Annotated in this window: 7 protein-coding genes; all 7 read left to right on the top strand. The window is 48.7% G+C overall.

Features of this window, described 5'->3' with window-relative positions; translation table 11 throughout:
• Positions 1-206 precede the first annotated feature (206 nt).
• Complete coding sequence (locus ACO0K1_RS15440) at positions 207-5,087, top strand: DUF6765 family protein (protein WP_423027278.1); 4,881 nt, start codon at positions 207-209, stop codon at positions 5,085-5,087.
• Positions 5,084-6,088 (top strand): right-handed parallel beta-helix repeat-containing protein, encoded by a 1,005-nt coding sequence (locus ACO0K1_RS15435; RefSeq protein WP_423027276.1) that lies wholly within the window; start codon positions 5,084-5,086, stop codon positions 6,086-6,088. The genes ACO0K1_RS15440 and ACO0K1_RS15435 overlap by 4 nt, the downstream gene beginning before the upstream one ends.
• Before the next feature lie 200 nt (positions 6,089-6,288).
• Entirely contained in the window at positions 6,289-6,888 is a 600-nt protein-coding gene (locus ACO0K1_RS15430; RefSeq protein WP_423027274.1) for a hypothetical protein, read from the top strand.
• Positions 6,889-7,673: 785 nt separating this feature from the next.
• Entirely contained in the window at positions 7,674-8,072 is a 399-nt protein-coding gene (locus ACO0K1_RS15425; protein ID WP_423027273.1) for an ACT domain-containing protein, read from the top strand.
• Between the two features lie 113 nt (positions 8,073-8,185).
• Positions 8,186-8,818: a type B chloramphenicol O-acetyltransferase gene (gene catB, locus ACO0K1_RS15420; RefSeq protein ID WP_423027320.1), complete on the top strand. Its 633-nt coding sequence runs from the start codon at positions 8,186-8,188 to the stop codon at positions 8,816-8,818.
• Positions 8,819-8,980: 162 nt separating this feature from the next.
• Positions 8,981-9,454 carry a GNAT family N-acetyltransferase gene (locus ACO0K1_RS15415; protein ID WP_423027272.1) on the top strand — a complete coding sequence of 158 codons (474 nt, stop codon included), beginning with the start codon at positions 8,981-8,983 and terminating at the stop codon, positions 9,452-9,454.
• A gap of 1,005 nt (positions 9,455-10,459) precedes the next feature.
• Positions 10,460-18,773, top strand: an 8,314-nt coding sequence (locus ACO0K1_RS15410; RefSeq protein WP_423027270.1) for a filamentous hemagglutinin N-terminal domain-containing protein, incomplete at its 3' end; no start/stop codon positions are given.

Below are 18,773 nucleotides of genomic sequence, written 5' to 3'. Positions count from 1 at the left end.
ACACATCTCAGCCCTCTTGCTACATTGCCAACCAGTAAAGCTCCTCATCACCAGGACTTCACGCCCCCGCCGATCTTATATCCATATATTTTCTGTCGATGCCAATTACTTTCGCAACGAATAAGTTACTGCATTCACACTCTAAACAATGCGTGAACCGACTCAATCCACATCGTCAGAACTTGACGAGAAGGTTTACCTTTGTCTTGTCACTTCTGGGTTTCATCACTGCCCTGGTTTTTTCTCAACCCGCCGCTGCCTGTGGTCCCACGCCGGTCGGCGACCATTGCTCCGACGCCGGTCATCCTATCAATCTCATCACCGGTAATAAATTCCGCCGTGAAGTCGATTTACCGGCGCTGCCCGGTGAGCTCGGTCTGGAAATCGTGCGCTACTATAACAGCAGTGATGCCGTCGCCCGTCGCCCCGGATTGAATGGCCTGACCGGGCGTGGCTGGCGCCTTTCTTACGAATATTCTCTCAATCAAGGCAATCATCAGGTCGTGCTGCGTGAACCAGATGGTGTAACCCATAACTTTATGCAAGGCATCGTCGACCCCGAACGTTATCTGGCGGTGGATCCGGCATTGGGCTATCTCAGCTTTCGTGAGATACGCGGTGGGCGCGAATTTACCTGGCATAAAACTAATGGCTATCAAGTCCGCTTTAACCGCTTTGGCTGGACCGATGCTATTGACGCCCCTAGTGGTGCCCATCTGGGTTTATTATATTCGCCCAACGGGCGTTTAATCAGTCTGACTGATCCCCAGGGACGCAGCCTCTACTTTAACTATCCCGATAAAACCAGTGTGTGGCGCGATAACGCCTATGACGGCGTGGTGAGCATTGATAGTCCGGTCGGGCGCTTTGTGTATCACTACGGCAGCGAGCACATCAAGGTCGATAAAAGTTCCACTATTCCGGCGTGGCGCGTCGCTAATCTGATCCAGGTCGATTACCCCACCCATTACGACCCTGATCAACAACAGCATGCGTTTGCCAATCGTGGCGTCACCACCAGCAGTATCAACCGCCAGTACCATTACGAAGACAAACGCTTTCCATCCTTCTTAACCGGCATCAGCATGCACGGCAGTGGCAGCGATGGTCAGCAGATCGACCGCCGCATCGGCACCTACCAGTATGACGAGCGCGGACGCGGCATCCTGACTGTGTTAGGCGAGCCTGCCCGCTGGCAAGACGACAGTAAAGGCAAGACTGGCAGCACTAAAACCTTAGTCCCCGGCACTGGCATAGAACAACTCACCATCGATCGCAGCGACCCTAAGGTCATCGTCATCACCAACAGCCTGGGTCAGACCAGCCGAATCCGCTTTGCGGAGATTGGTGGTGAATACCGGATACTGGAACTACGCGGCCCCGGGTGCAGTACCTGTGGTCTGAGCAATGTGCGCTATGAATACGATGACAAGGGTCGTCGCCTGGTGATCCTGCGTCTGGATGGCGAAGGCAAGGTGGTCGACGGTGAACGCACAAGCTATGACCCGCTGGGCAGAATCATCCGCATCACGCATGAGATCTACAGTAGCAACCAAAGTAGCAAACAAAACGGCAAACAAAACGGTAAAGTACCCGAGAGCAAACTGATCAGCAGCCAACTCCTGCAACGCTTTGAATACGCCCCAAACGCTTACCAACCCAACCTCATCGCCCGCCCCAGCGTGGTCGCTGGACAAGAACAACAAATCCGCATCACCTACAACAGCGCCGGACAACCCACAGCTATTACTGAAACCGGCTACGAACCCTTGCACGCCCAGATGATCAGCCGCAGCACGACCTACCGCTACCAGCTCATCAACAGCATCAGTGTTCTGACAGAAATCGACGGTCCCTTAGCCAATGGCCCCAAGCGTAGTCCGGAAGATTCTGATATCACAAAGCTGGTGTGGGATGCCAGGGGGAGTTATATCATTCAGCGCATCGAACCCGGTAATCTGGTCGTCAGCTTATCGTACGACCAAGCGGGACGGATAAAAGAAAAAATATTCAACGACGGGTTCAGACAACGCCAGACACGTTTTGCCTACAGCCAGATTGCGACCGTCGCCCTCGAACCCGAAACGGTCAACCAGACCGCCTGGCTGCTGAATAATGGCAAAATCGATACCGCATCACAAACCGGACTTCAAGATTGGCATGTCAGTTTTAATGCGCTGGGTCAGCAGACCCGCATCACCGATCACGCCGGACGGATCAGCCACATCCTCTATGATGTCGATGGTCGCCGACTTGGCATCGCCGATGCGCAAGGTAATCGCTCTCTCAATACCTTAGACGCCGAAGGTAAAACAGTGCGCTCGGCACTCTATCGCCCGGGATCAGACGACCATACGCCCTACCGTGCTACTTACCAATGGTATGACGAGGCAGGCAGATTGACTCAACGCCTCTTGCCCGACGGCAGGCTCGATACCTGGCACTTCGGTGTTGATGGCAAGTTACAAGCGCATACCGATGGCGACAATATCCGCACCTTACAACTGTATGGAACCAATCAAAGCCTATCTCTGCAACAAGCGCCCGACGGCTGGTTGCGTGCCAACATCTCTCCACTGCGCAGTTCACGACAAGATAACAACGAAGCACCAGCAGCCCAACGCAAAGACGATTTCGGGCGCGTCATCTGGCAAGCACTGGCTGATCACGGCAATAAAACCGCGACCTATGATGCCGCCAACCACCTCACCAGCATCACCAATGCGGACGGTAGCAGTGTGTATTACGTGTGGGACCATACCGGACACCTAATGCAGAAACGCTATCTCGATGCCAAAGGCGCCTTACTAAGCAAAACTGATCTCAGCTATCAGGGACAAGTATTGATTCGCGCGCTTGATCCTCAGCAAACGACAGATTACTGCTACGACGCGCTTGCACGACCCATCGCCGAACAAATGACACTACAAGGTCTGGCTACCCCATACACAACCACGACCCACTACGACAGTCATGGCCTCATCACTACCAGAATGCTGGCGGATAGTCGCGTCTTGCGCACCCATCGCACTGACATAGCGCACGGTGCATCCACCGACCGCTTGCTGCTGCAAAGACCAGTGTTTGCCTGGATAGAAGATCAGATCGACCGCTTATTCGGTGAACGCGCTGCCCAATTAGCAGAAAAAATTCTGCCATCACAATCGATTGCCTCCGACATCACCATTGATCCCTTCAATGGTTTAAGTGCCTACACTGTCGGCAATGGCATTCAAACCAACAAAACCTTCGACCTGGCCGGACGTTTAACAACGCTACATATCGATCATATACAAGACTTGCAATACGATTACGGCGTTGGCCCTAGAATCAGCGCTATCAAGACCGCGCCGACAAACAATTCCTCGGCGCTCATTAAAACCGACTATCACTATCAAAGCTTTGGTCGCCTGCAACCTGACATGCCAATGCAGGCGGATAGCAAAGCTGAAACTGACAACACCACAAATAATGCAACAAACAATGCTACAAACAGCGCCAGCCACTACGACCAACTCGGTCGCACCACCGACGATGGCAGCTACCGCTACACCTACACCCCAGCAGGCCAGATCGAGCACGTCTACGACCAGAAAAACAAGCTCGTCGCCACCTATCGCTACAACAGCCTGCAACAACGCATCAGCAAAACCGCGCAGGGTAAAACAACTTACTTCTTGTGGCAGCAACACCAACTCGTCGCCGAGATCGATGCAGACGGCAAAATCAACACCCAGTACCTGTATTTCAACGAAGGCCAGACCAGCACGCCAATAGCGAAACTCGATGCAGACGCCACCTACTTCATCCACACCGATCACCGTGCCGCCCCCATCGCCATGACCGATGCCAAGCAACAGATCGTCTGGAAAGCCAACATCAGCGAATGGGGACGCGTCACGTTTGATCAGAATGAAAGTACCAATAAAAAACAATCACGTGAACACAAACAAGTCACATTAAATATTCGCTTACCCGGCCAATACTACGACGCCGAAACCGGCCTGCACGACAACTGGCACCGCACCTACAACCCAGACACAGGCCGCTACCTCACCCCCGACCCCATCGGCTACCGCGATGGGCCAGATGCGTACCTGTATGCACAAGGTGATCCGCTAAATAAGATTGATCCATCGGGCTTGTATCAAAGCGATATTCATTACTATATGACGTTCTTCTTAGCGATGGCAGCGGGTGTTAGTTACGAAGGCGCGAGGACGATTGCATTGGCGACCCAGTACGTGGACAATAATCCGCTGACCGAACCCATTGACGTGGATCAATACGGCAATGAGCAATACATAAAATCCATCTTCGACAACCAGCAACGCTTGAAGGATTACCACTTCACCCTGTCCGATAGCAGTACAGGAAAAACGGCGGATGCCTACAAAAACAGCACTGTCGCCAACCCGGACAGTTCACAAGTACAGAATTTGTTGGCGGCCTCAAATAAAGCGCCAACAGGTTGCGGACAATTACAGTTTTTTGGCGAATATTTACACGCCTTTGAAGACACCTTCAGTCATCGCAATCCTGACAACATCCCCTTTGATGCCGTCTGGACAGCACCGATCCTGGGAACCCAGTTCGGCATAGGACATGGTTTGTACGACTCGAACCCGGACTATACCTGGAATGTCCAGATGGGCTGTGGAGTGGCGGGGTGCTACAACTGGAACAATAATGCAGCGCGAACCCTGGAAATGGAAAAAGAAGTATTCGCGAAGTTACAAAATTTCGGTGATTCAAGCAAAGCGAGGAGCTGGGAAGAAGTGAGTGTGATCGCTAATGAATTCAATCATATTGAAGAACGTGAGGAGGATGGGAAGAATTTTAAAGACAAATTTAAAAAACTGAATGACGCCCTTGCTGCCTGGCAGTATCTGGCGGTGAATGAAGACCAGTCCACGCGAGCCATCGATTTGTCGATTAGCGATAAGAAGAATCTTGGCAAAGACCGCTATGACAGAACCCAGGCCGAAGCAAACCGTAACAAATACCTATGCGATAAAGATGGAAAGCGTCTGAAACAAGATGATTATCCTGGAACAATTTTACCAACAACGGAGTGTCCAAAATGAAGCTTCATAATACTGTTTTCGTCATAAGCATGATATTGTTTTTGAATACGGCAAATGCACAAAATAACTGCCGTCCATTAGAAAAAGTCATGCGTGGATATACACCGGTTACTGTACCGGACATCACTCAGCCAGGAGAATATTGTCTGACACATGATCTCAAGGTGCCACGGATGTATGTCTTCAGTGAAGGAGGAGAAAGAAGTGCGACAGGCAGTGTGATGTTAGACATTCGTACATCGGATGTGGTGCTTGATTTGCATGGTTTTGTGATGAGTGCGGAGGTTTTGGGAATGCCAGGGATACGTGCTTGGGGCGAGAAAGAAGTGCCAAGTCGTATAACGATCCGTCATGGATCAATCAAAAGTCGAACTGATTCGGCAATTTTACTGAATGCACCTGAGGCTAGTCTGCTTTCTGACTTTAAGGCGACGTACAAAACACCCGGTTATGCTGAAGATGAGTTTCAAAAATTTTTAAAAAGCCTGCCGCCATCCGCGAGTGCCTATCAAAAAACAGAAAACGTCGTTGAGCGTCTTTATATAGAGTCGGGTAGCACTATAGCTAATTACAGCGGTTTTTTCCGCAAAGCCATCGGCATGGACGGCGCCGCCAACATCATCCGCAACAGCACCATAGAAATCACTAACGGTCACGCGGCAATTTACCTGTTTGGTCCAAACCAATTAATAGAAAACAACATCATCATCTTCAAAGGTAAAGCTGCTGTTGAAAGTGCGGCAGCCATCAAACTGCATCAGGCCGACGGCACAATCATTCGCAACAACGACATCATTATAGAAAGCATGGGCGATGCAGCCCCCAAGGCGGCGATCTCGCTGATTGACAGCAAAGACGTTGTCATCGAAAACAACCGTATTTACGGCATCGATGCTTTAGTAAAAAACTGGGATGAAAAAAGCAGCAGCATAGAAAAAAATAATGAGTTCCGCTCCCTGTTTCGCAGACCTTTGGCGATTGGTGAGCCTGGGGTACATTGAGTACGCAAGGTGAATTTACCCCTGCTGAAAACGGTGGCAAGCGGATTGGTAATGCGAAATCGATACGTTTTTTGTCGGTAAAAGCTGTAGTACAATAATTTGCTATTCTTATTTTAAAAAGTAATAATAAGTTAATTTTTCGTATAGCGGCACTAACCCGCCGCTCGCGGCATAGCGTCAACTCTATGCAAAGGAACACTATGACCGATGAGCAATACAAGAAGATTACTTCTGCCGCAGAATTCTTTAACGAAACTGCTCGAAAATTTCTAACGACTGAGCGTGGTCTTCATGCCGAAACCCTTATTTCCTCTTTAGCTAGAATGTCTGGCTCACTGATGTACAGAAGCTTTGGGTTCGATGAAAAAATTGAACCAGGCACTGCTGTTCTATCTGACAAAGCAAATATTGAAGGTCCGAAATTAATGAACTGGATGTACGTCAAACTGCGACAGCTAGGCCATAATATAGGAGAGGAAAATACAAATCGATCGTATGCTTCAGCAGAATTCTCTCAACTAAACTTTAAAGAGTCACACAACCATCTTGCAGCATTCTTTCTGGCTTACTGCAAAGCAGCGTCGCTATCGTTTCAAGACGCTGCAGTTGCTGCTTCAATTGCTACCGCAATTATCATACATGATTGCCGTAACGTTTTAGCGATTGAAAAGGGTGCGGCAATCGCTATTTATGGATTCGTTGAGGGTACGAAAACAGCGCCCTATTCAACAGACCAACGCACACCACCGCCTGCTGCATCTTCTTCGCCAACAAAGAAGCCGTGGTACAAAATTTGGTGATTGGATTCACAACAGTAAAGATTAGACTTTTGAATGACATGAATTGACGTGACGATCTATCTGACTGGTCGCGATGCGGCTGTGTTCTTTTTTTGTGGACGGCCACCCGTTCATTTCAGCCTTTGACATCTCATGCAAAAACCAGCTGAATTTACTGGACCGTTGAAGCGGTCAACTTTGTTAGCGATAGCCGTCGGTTGGTTGTCTCAACTCGGGTTGAAAATGTTGTTGCCGGTCTGCCTTCTCATCGCCATTCGCATCTGGTCCCTTGAGACTGGTGACCAATCGCTCTGGTTGGAGAACCCCGACGATGTGCGCCATCCCGTCTGGTTTTTACTTCAGGCTTCAATATTCGTCGGGTCTACTGTTGGGGGTATTCTTGCGGCGAGGTTGTCGCCCCAAGGGTCATTTGCTGTTCCGATATGGTTGGTCCTACTAAGTTTACTCGCTACAATCTTTGAGCAAGTTCCGCGTCCGATGTCAACGACTGTCGGTATCATTTGGTCAGTTGGGCCTTGCGCTGGCTTGCTCGTCGGATACCTGCTAACCAAGCATTTTAAGAGGGGCGATGTCTAACAATTCATTCCAGCAGATCGCCTTCGGCGTCCGCTGAATTTCAATAGTGAATGTGTGCTTTTCAAATCTAACTAAGATCGAACTCGCACCGAAGCGATTGACGGTAATTGATGCAAAGCTGTTTGTCGCTCAGGCATCTAAATTTAAATTACATGAACACGTGCTTGATCCGGGAAGGGAACAATGATGATTTATTTGGACTGCAAAATATGAACCCGATTTCTGATTTGCCTTCATTGCTCAGATCAATGAAGCCTGTACTCAATCCAGGCATTTTTGTTTTTGCGTTAATAGAGCCAGGGCAACACATCGATCCGACAATTATTTTGGCGTCGATCAAGGAAGCGGAAGGTCTTTCTGTTGTGGTGAGTGAAGACGATGCGATAAAAAATCAACTGAATATACTGTTTCGCTGTTCTTGGATCACGCTGACGGTCAATTCGGATTTGCACTCGATAGGGCTAACTGCCGCATTTTCAACGGCGTTGGGTAATGCCGGGATTAGCTGTAATGTCGTTGCTGGTGCATGCCATGATCATATTTTTGTGCCAATTGACAAGGCCAACGGCGCGATTCAAACGTTGCAGGCACTCCAGGAAAATGCTTGAAAAACGCTCTGCAAAATTAGTTCGTCGTAATGGCGAAATTAGCTGTGTTCAGCACAAAGCCGCCATTTCAAACATGGCAATTGATACGAGTACGGAAAACAAACTTACTAATAATGATTAATTACTTCGAGAGTCCCTTTAAAGGGAAGCCGCTTGCTGATCAGGTCAATAATCCAAATATTATTGTTGGACGTTTTAGCTATTATTCCGGTTATTACCACGGTCATTCATTTGATGATTGCGCTCGCTTTCTGTCTTCGGAACCGAAAGACATTGATAAACTGATCATTGGCAGTTTCTGCTCTATCGGTTCAGGTGCTTCTTTCATCATGGCAGGTAATCAAGGCCATCGATATGATTGGGCAAGTTCGTTTCCATTCTTTTATATGAAGGAAGAAGCGGCATTTAAAGATGCCGTAGATGCCTTTCAAAAAGTGGGGGATACAGTTGTAGGTAGCGATGTGTGGATTGGTTCAGAGGCAATGATCATGGCTGGTGTAAAAATTGGGCACGGTGCAGTTATAGGAAGCAGGGCATTGGTGACGAAAGATGTAGAACCATACACAATCGTAGGAGGGAATCCTGCAAAAATGATTAAAAAGCGTTTTTCAGACGTGGAAATCTCAATGTTGTTGGAAATGGAATGGTGGGACTGGCCACTTGAAAAGATTGAGGGGGCGATGTCTTTCCTGTGTTCATCTGACATTACAGGTCTTTATCGATATTCGAAGAAGGATACTGCCTAGCGGCAGAGATTGTGTCAAAACGCAGGACTAATGAAAATGAGTGAGCGCACGATGTTTGTATTTTCGCATCCGCTCACTGTCGGCACATTGCAGCCAGTCAGATAAGCATCTAATTTTGGAAAATTCAATTCTAACCGTATCAATTTTTTACAAGGAAAATAGATGCTTTTTTCTTCAACGATCGCTATCACCTTCGAATCACCCGACCAGCCTGATGTTATCTCACTCATTACTGAACTGGATGCCTACCAAGACACCTTGTACCCACCAGAAAGCAGGCACAGTCTTGACTTGGCATCATTGAAAAAGCCGAATGTATTGTTCGCAGTTGCGCGGAATAGCGCGGGTCACGCAATCGGCTGCGGAGCGATAGTCTTTGGGCCTGGATTTGGTGAGCTTAAACGGATGTATGTAAAGCCTATCGGTCGCGGGCAAGGCGTCGCAAAGAAACTATTGGCAATGCTCGAGTCGCAGGCACTAGGTTCTGGCTGTAAGTTGTTCAAGCTCGAAACCGGACCGTACCAACCTGATGCGTTAGCTCTATATGCCTCAGCAGGTTATGAACGCACCGGACCATTTGGCGATTACACGAATGACCCGCTGAGTGTTTTCATGCAGAAAGCTATCATGGAGTGACCCTAAATGACCGACCTTTTTGGGCACAATTCTGTCATTAGGATCAAGCAAAAAAGAGAGTATTAATCTCCTACGGAACTTCCTGGTGTCAGTAGAATTTCGCGACAAAATCCACCGCTTAAACATACTGCGCATTACGTTGCGGTGATTACTCACGAACTATTGGAGTGTTGATCCAGCTTGCTACTAGTTTGAACGCGCATCATCATCATCATCATCATCATCGGGTTTTGACGTCGTCAATTCTCATATTTTTTATGGCGCCAATCATCTTCGTCACGCTAACTCAACCCAAGGTCTCTCTCTGATTGAGTTCGAAGCACTTAGAGAATTTCGTGTGTGAATTTGTTTGAGGCGATCAGGGCGTGGCACGAGTTTGTTGGCGAGGTTGTGCTGCCGCATGTATTAAGTGAGAAACGCCGATATGAAAATTGTCATTTTATACATAAATTGCCGTTTTGGATATGGCGGTTGGCAACGAGTTCAAACGTCGCGTCGTTGACCGCCTTTTAAATTGAGCATTGATTTTTGTCGTAGCCGTCATCGTCAAAAAATAGTGGTTATGGTTCTTCATCCAAGGTTTCACAAAGAATCGGGAACGACTCTCCATCGTTCACTTAGCGTCATCGTCCAATATCCAAAATTCATGTTTTTTTGGAAATTTTTTCTCGACAAAATTCTATAAAAATTTTACCCCAATAGTTGTGCATGCATTGGTATTAGGGAAAGGTTATCTTTTAGTAATTTTTTCGTGGGGGAAAGAATACAGAATCTCAACTAGTTTTGTTAATCAAGGTTACAACTTTACCTTTACTTGCATTTAAGATTAAGTTTCCTAGTATTATTTTATGAGAGGCAATATTTTGCGGCTCCGCATAGATTTGTTCGGAATAAAACGATTTCAACTAAATATTTGTGTATTTATAAAGTATTAGAAAGAGTGTTGAATCGTTAAACAGATAAATGTGAAGTCAATGTCGTTCACTGCTTGATTTGGGTGTCGGAATGAATTGTATTTATCGGACAATTTGGAGTGACGTGACCGGTGGCTTCGTGGCCGTTGCGGAAAATACCTGCGCCAAAGGTAAAAGGTCTGGTAGTGTGACTAACCGCGTAGCTATTGGCCTGACGACGGCGACACTGGGTCTATTTCAATTAAACGCAATAGCGGGCGCCGTAGGCGCCGCTACCGGAACTGCCGTTGTACCCACGGTAAAGACTTTAACAAGTACCTCGGCGCCACCGCTTGTCGCGCCGACAGCGCTGCCAGGTGATGCCAGTGTTGTTGCGGGTAAGGTCACGATCAATCAAAACGTCACACCGGTTTCTGCGGTGATGAATGTCAATCAATCAAGTAATAACGCAATTATCAACTGGGGTAGTTTTAATGTTGGTAGTGCAGCGACGGTAAACTTCAATCAGCCTGGCGCGCAGGCGGTCACACTTAATCGGGTGCAGGGTGCGGATATTAGCCAGATATTCGGCAAAATCAATGCGCCTGGCCAAGTCTTTATTATTAATCCTAACGGGATAGTGTTTGGCAGTACCTCACAAGTCAATGTGGGCGGCTTGGTCGCCACTACGCATCAGTTAAGTGATGCCGATTTCTTGGCCGGTCGCGAGCTGTTTCAACGTAACGGTACTTCTGGGGCGGTAATTAACGAGGGTAATATCACCACGGCCGTCGCTGGGTATGCTGCTTTGTTAGCGCCAGAGGTGCGTAATGAAGGCGTTATTTTCGCGCGACAAGGTACGGTTGCACTGGCATCCGGCGAAGCGATTGCGCTGCAATTTGAGGGAAGCAGCCTGATCGGTTTAACCGTCACGCCTTCGACGATTGCAAGCTTGGTCAGTAATCAGCGGGCAGTATTAGCGCCGGGTGGCTTGATTGTTCTCAGTGCAAAATCGGTCGGTCAATTAGCATCGGGCGTGATTCAAAATTCTGGCACTTTAAGTGCGACTGGCACGCGCTTGGTTAATGGGCATATAGTTTTGCAAGCTTCTGATCAAGTAAGTCTTAGCGGAGACAGTGTGCTTGATGTCAGTAATGCAAACGGGCAGGGTGGCGCTGTCAGTATCGCTGCTAAGCAAATTGCTGCGACCGATAATGCGCTTATTAATGCATCAGGAGCCAGTGGCGGTCATGTCACTATCGATGCAATTAACTCTTCAGCAACGTCAGATAATACTGGCGTGCCATCGATTGCATTAAGCAAAAATACCGCGATTAATGCGAATGCAACGCAGGCCGGTAATGCGGGCGGTACGGTCTTAGTCCGTGCTGATAATGGCGATATCAGTGTACATGGCAGCATTCAGGCAAACGATGCTGGTTCGGCGACAACTTCCGGCCAGATTGTGATTGGTCGTGATACGAATACTGGCGTCTTGGCTGCGACCTCTGATGTGAGTGGCGCCAATTTACAGGCTGCTGGCGGATTGGTCGAAACGTCAGGGGCTTTTCTGAAAAGCGATGACGCGACTGTCCGTGCAAAAACGTGGCTGCTGGATCCAAATAACGTTGAAATCCTGGCGACAAGCGGCACAACGCCCTATATCACCGGTGACTCTGTTATCGCCGCAAGTCAGATTGCAACGGCGTTAGGGAATGGAACGAGCGTCACTATTTCTACTGGCTCTAGCGGTGCAACAAACGCGAGTGTGACGACTAGCCCCACACCCGGGCAAGTGAGTATTACCGGAACTGGAACTCAAGCAACAGGCAATATTTTGGTTGCCAGCCCGATTGCGGTTACCGCCGCTGCTGGCGTAAGTTGGGCAGCCGCTTCCGCGCCAACGCTGACGTTGACGGCAAATAACGGGATTAAGATTTATTCGCCAATCTCGGCATCGGGAACGTTTGCGAATGGTACGACTTACGCGAATAATCCGACCTCGATTAATGTATCAATGACCGCAAGTGGTGCGAATGCCGATGCTTATGGTGGAATCACGCTGAACGACTTCGGTACCGGTAACACTTCGTTGTGGGGACAAACGGTCACTTCTATTACGCAGAGTGGCTCGATTTCCACTAACGGTGGTCTTGTTAACTTAACTGGTACCGGTGGTGGCGCACTTTTTGGCACGCAAATCACGGGTGTTAGTGGCACACCCGTGATCACTTCTGATCAAATTACCATTAACGGCACGTCCTTAGGCGATGGTGTTGTCTTAAATGGTGGATTGACAACAACAAATCTGAATAGCCGAAATCTGACTAGTACTATTACCGGGGTTAATCCAACTACCAGTGTCAATTACGGACCAAGTTATGCAGGTCTTGTGATTGGCGCAACGAGTACGATGAGTGCTGCAAGCGGAACTAATTTGTCACTAGTTGGTAATTCAAACTTAATTAGTGCAGGGCATGATACCAACGGAACTGATGGCCTGATGCTTAATTCAGGATTTACGCTGACGACTACCGGGGCCGTATCACTGTCTGGATTTAGTGGTACTTATCGTGCTGTTAATTTGTTGGGAGCTGTGAGCGAAAGCGCCAATAGTTCGTTATCTATCAACGGTACGCAAATGTCCCATGTGGCGGCATATTCAGATATTTATGGTGTCTACATAGGCGGCGGATTAACAGCTGGCACAAACAGTACCTTGAATGTCGTTGGTAATACGTATGCTGGAAGTGGGGGCGATGGGGTACGTATTGCAAGTGCTTTGACTGGATCATCGGGCGCATTGTCAATCACAGGTAGTTCAACGGCGAATGTGGGGATCACTACCACAGCAGCAATTTCTGGTTGGGGTAACACAACCCTTATTGGTACATCGCTTTCGCCAACTGCCGCAAGTATCTCTATTGGCGGCAATGTCAATGCAGGTACGAATAATTTATTTATTCAGTCAAACGGTGCTTACTTTGGACAAATTAAGCAAACAGCCGGGACGTTAACTGGTGGCAATATCAGTATCGACAACTCTGGTGGGACAATCAATAGTTCAACCGGTGCAATTACCTATGGCAACGCAATAGGATCAAGTAGTTTTACTTCTGGCATAACGCTGACAGGCAGCGGTGTTACCGCATCGGGCAATATCAATATTTTTGGTCAAAATGCAGCGGGTAGTACCGCCAATGTAGTACAAATCGGTACGTCATCTGTCACAACGCCCTTGTCGGCTGCTTCGATCAACATCAATGGAAAAATAGGTGCCGGGGGCGGCAACAGTAACGGTGTTTTGACCAACGGAAGCGTGATAGGTACAGCACCGGCGAGCACAGCTAACTTTGGCGGGACCAATGGTTCATACAATGGTGTTAACCCCTTAAGTGCCTTTACGTTGGCGAACAACGGGACGAAGATCACCAATGCCAATGGAACTACCGCATCGACAGTGACTGCGAACGTAGCGCGTACCGATATTGTTAACTGGACGACCAATAATTATTTGTACGCCGTTAACCGTTTAGAGCTTAACGGTACCTATACGGTGTATATGGTGGAAGTTGCGTACAATTCCACGGCTTCGGGCGCCGTCTACGCCGTTAGTGCTTCTCCTATTGCTGCGCGTGTATTAAGCGGGCAGGTTAGTGCAGCGACCAATGCGAATGTACTTGCTAATTATTGGGGCGCTGCAGCTTCGCCAACGGCAAATGGTACGACAACTGTTGGCCCAAGCGGCATTAGCATATTGAGCTATACCACGAATGCGACAATATTCGGTGCAAGCGGAGGTAGTGGGTCTGCCACAGTAAATAGCTCCACTGTTCCATCAGGTAGTGTTGCCGGACAAGTAGCGATTGCTCTGGCAGGCACATCAACATCTACCATTCCATTATTAAAAGCGACCGGCAATATTGCCATCGAAGCAGATCAAGGTTCGATTAGTCTCGCTGATGGTGCTGCAGTGACGATTGCGTCGATTAAGGGCGCAAACGTCAGTATTGATAATACCAACGGCACAATTGATAGTAATACAGGCGCGATAACTACGGGTGCAGGCACAGGTAGTCAGGGAGCCGTGTCTGGTATCAGTTTAAGCGGTGGTAGTATCGCGGCGACAGGCAATCTCAATATTGATGGGATAAGTACATCGACCACCGCCAGCATTAATGGCGTGTCGGCCAATAGTGCGCTAAGTAGTAGTGGTGGCGCAGTGAATGTTACAGGTTCTGCGACGGCGAGTTCAACGGCGAACGGTGTACTGATTTCTCAGGCGGTGACAGATACATTGACGAATAGTGTTATCACGATTGCCGGATCATCAGGACTCAATTCAGGAAACGATTATGCGGTGTCGATTGGCGCCAATGTCGGCACCACTGCCAACGCCAATAATGTGGTTATACAATCTGGCAATGGTAGTCAAATAGCCCAGACAGCAGGCACGATCGCTGGCAAATATGTGAGCATCGATAATACCGGCGGTACAGTATCGGGCGGTATTATTAGCGCGCCGAATACGGTTAGCCCATTGTCAATGACAGCTGGTGCAGGTTTGACCTTGACTGGCACTGCAATTACTGCCACTTCCGGTGTGAATTTATTTGGAAATTCTACTGGTGCATCCGGAGTAAAAGTGCAGGAAGCAGTGAACTCTAGTGGCTATCTGACGATTGCAGGTAATTCTGCCGGAGTATCGACACAAGGTGTTTTTATTGGTACAGCCGTTAGCGCAAATGGCGCTGTCTCCATCACAGGAAATAATACGAATACCAGTACTAGTAATATCGGTAACGGTGTAAATGTTGGTGCGGCAATCACTGACACCAATGCGAGCAGCACGGTCACGATTCAAGGTAGCACAGCGGGTGGTGCGTCCGGAGCAGCAGGTGACGCGGTTGTCGTCACTGCGAACATTGCAGCTGGCACAAATAATGTCGTGATTCAATCTACCAACGGTAGTGCCATTTGGCAACAAACGGGTACCATTACCGGTAAAAACGTCAGTATTGATAACACAAATGGCACCATTAATGCTTCGACTGGTGCAATCACAAGCGGTGCCGCATCTACCAGCAGTAGTATGGGGGCAAATGCAGTAAGTTTGGGAGGCTCTGGCGTCACCGCAAGCGGCAACATCAATATTACAGGGACGACGAACGGTGCCAACGTCGCTGGACTCAGCCTTACCACTGCACTGACATCAAGTGGCGGCAACATAACGATCAACGGTAGCAATACGCAGGCGAGTGGCAATACGACAGGTAACGGCGTGGTAATGAGCGCAGCCGCATCGGTGACCGATACCTGGGGTACGGCTAGTACGATTAGTATTCAGGGAAGTAATGCAGGCACCGGCTCTACCATTTCGAATTTGGCACCGCTCATCGCGCGTACAACGGGTTCTTCTATCAATCTTACTGCAACCGGAACTGGCACTATTACTGGCACCGGCGGGATAGGTTCTGCAACCTATCCTAGTATCAACGTCACAATGAAGCAAGCTGGTGCAAGTATCTATGATGGTGCGATCAATGCCAATAATTTTACGATGGATGGCGGCGGTACATTGACGCTTGATTCATGGGTCGCTGCCGCGCCTGCAGCGACCTATGTTTACCAAAATTACACGGTGCAAGGTAGCTCAACACTGCAATTGAACCCAAATAGTAGTTATCTGGATGTAGGTCCAAACAATGTCAACATAAACAACACGTCGATATTTCAGTTAAGCGTGTCGACTAATGGTTTTTGGCGGAATACCGCGTTTAATTTTACAGGTACCAGTGGTGGTGGCAGAATTAATTTTGCGGGTAATCCTGTAGGAAATGGCGCTAACTCGTTCACTACCAATGGTGGTGCAACCGATGTTGTTGCAGGTTTATGGAACGCCAATGGCGCTCCTGTGACGATGAATTTGACGCCCGCTACGAGCGGGACACTGCTTGCAAATGGCAGTTATGCAGCGATTAGTATGTACTCCAGTTATCTGTTTGGTGTTGGTATTCAAAATGGCGGCACCATTAATGTCGGTGGGGGGGGGAGTTTATTGGTAAGAGCAGGTGTTTCTATTGCCAACACCATGAACATTAACGCAGGGTATGTTCAAGTTGGCGATGGAACTGCAGTATCGGGCACAAATACTGAAGTCTTAACCATGAATAATATTTACATCGCATCTGGCGCTACACTTGCGTTTAATCGATTGGAAGCGTACACCAACGCTGCCGTTTTTACTGGTTCCGGCAATCTTATTCAAGGTGGCGCTGGCGCATTGACACTGACCGGCGCTAGTACCGCATTCGCAGGTGCAACCACTGTTAAAGCGGGTAAAACATTGAATATCGGCACTGGTGGATCACTTGGTGCGGCCGGCAGTACATTGAGTCTCGCAAGCAGCACCTCAGCTTTAAATTTAACAGAAGCTTCGGGTACATCCGTTGTCGGCAGCAATATCAGTGGCGCTGGTACGGTGAGTCAAACTGGCGCCGGTATCGGTGAGTTGAGTGGAACCAATACGTATTCATCGGCAACCACAACGGTGACTGCAGGTACCTTACAAGCCGGTAGCACGGGTGCTTTTAGCACCAGCGCCGTGGCCGTTGGCTCCAGCGCGACGTCAACTGCAAGCCTGGATGTCAATGGTCTGAGTATTAGCAATGCAGTGACACTCAATGGCTATGGTGCAGCTGGATCAGGTGGCACGACAGGTTCGCTGACCAACAGCAATGCGGCGGCAGGAACAGCAACGAACGTTACCTTAGCTTCTGCATCCACAATTGGTGGTACTGGCGCAGGTAATTTACGGCTACCAAATAATATTGCTGGCGCTTTCGCGATCACAAAAGTGGGTAGTGACACGGCTATTTTGTCAGGTACGACGAATGCCACGACGACTACCGCGGTCAATGGCGGTACGTTGCAAATCGGTAATAGTGGCACAACCGGAACGCTCGGTAGCGGTGCCGTCACGTTAAGCAACGGCGCTAATCTTAATTTTGCGCTAGCAACCAATACGATTATTAACAACGCCATCAGCGGCAACGGTAATGTATCTGCAAATATTACCGGCGACCTGACGTTGAGTACGCCGATTACCCTCACTACTGCCGGCACAGTCAATATGACCGCCAGCGGTGCCTTGACGACAAATAATACGATTCAATCGATTGGTGGCACGAGTTTAACGGGTGCATCGGGCGTTGCATTAAACAGCAATATCACGAATAGTTCAACCGGCGCTGTCAATGTAACAGCTGGCGATGGAACGACTGCGTCGACGGCAATTTTAACCGCCGCTTCCGGTGCTACTATCACACAAAGTGGGACAGGAAACGTCGTGCTGTCAACGGATGGTCAGGGTAATTTAACACCGGCCAAAATAGCAAATTCTGGTTCTGGCAACGTCAGCTTGATTGCCGGCAAAAAACTGAGCGCCGGCGTTGCAAGCGGCGGCCAGATCACTCCGTTGAGTGGAAATACGGTCACCAATACAGGCGCAGGTAATCTGTATTTGTACACTGGTAGTGCGGCGAACACGGGCAATTTAAGCAACCTCAACTCGGGATACAGTACGCTATGGCTGTCTGGTGGATCACTCAATGCTGCCTTTAACACCGCTTATGGTAGTGGCAATACGATTCCTGGCGGCAGCAGTACACAGGTCATGTTCAGAGATGCAACTGCGCCGACATTTAATCTGGCGCTTGCTGGAATCTCTAAGGTATACGGTCAAAGTGATCCGTCACTGAATACGGCGCTTCAAACAGCCTATACGGCAGCTGCAGATCCAACAACACTGAGCACAACCAGCGGTAGCAATACCTTTGGCGTCACGGCGGCTACTCTTATTTCAAATTTGTCCGGCACTCGCGTTGCCGGTGAAAATGTTAATGCAAGTCCTTATGCTTATACCTTGCATGGGAATGGCGTTTTCAGTAACGATGTCATTACTGGCGCAAGTTTAAACATTACTCCTGCCAACCTTAGCGCAACTGGCACGGAAGTTTATAACGGCTCGACGAGTTTTAGTGGCTCTAATCTGGTGATTGCCGGCGTGAATGGCGAGACCTTTACTGCGACTGGAACCGGTACGCTTCTTAATTCCGGTAATGTCCAAAGTAATCAGGCGCTGGCCAGTGTCGCAGGTCTGAATTTGTCTGGCGTGAGCGGGTCCTTGATAAGTAATTACAATACCTTCACAGCATCGCAAACATCAGTGAACGTGACGGCGGCAACCGCGGTGGTTAATGCTGGTAAAGTTTATGACGCAGGGACAAGCCTTACGAGTGGACAGGTAACTATTACAGGTGTCAACGGACAAACCCTGAACTACACAGGAACGGCGTCTGCGCATAATGCAAATGTGTCTGCGAATGGGTCTAATTATGTGAGTGGCATTACTGGATTGAGTAATG

The organism is Undibacterium sp. SXout20W (assembly GCF_049340285.1).
Lineage (GTDB): Bacteria > Pseudomonadota > Gammaproteobacteria > Burkholderiales > Burkholderiaceae_D > Undibacterium.
Note: the sequence above shows the minus strand (reverse complement) of the source record. Positions and strands in the feature narration are given on the sequence as shown.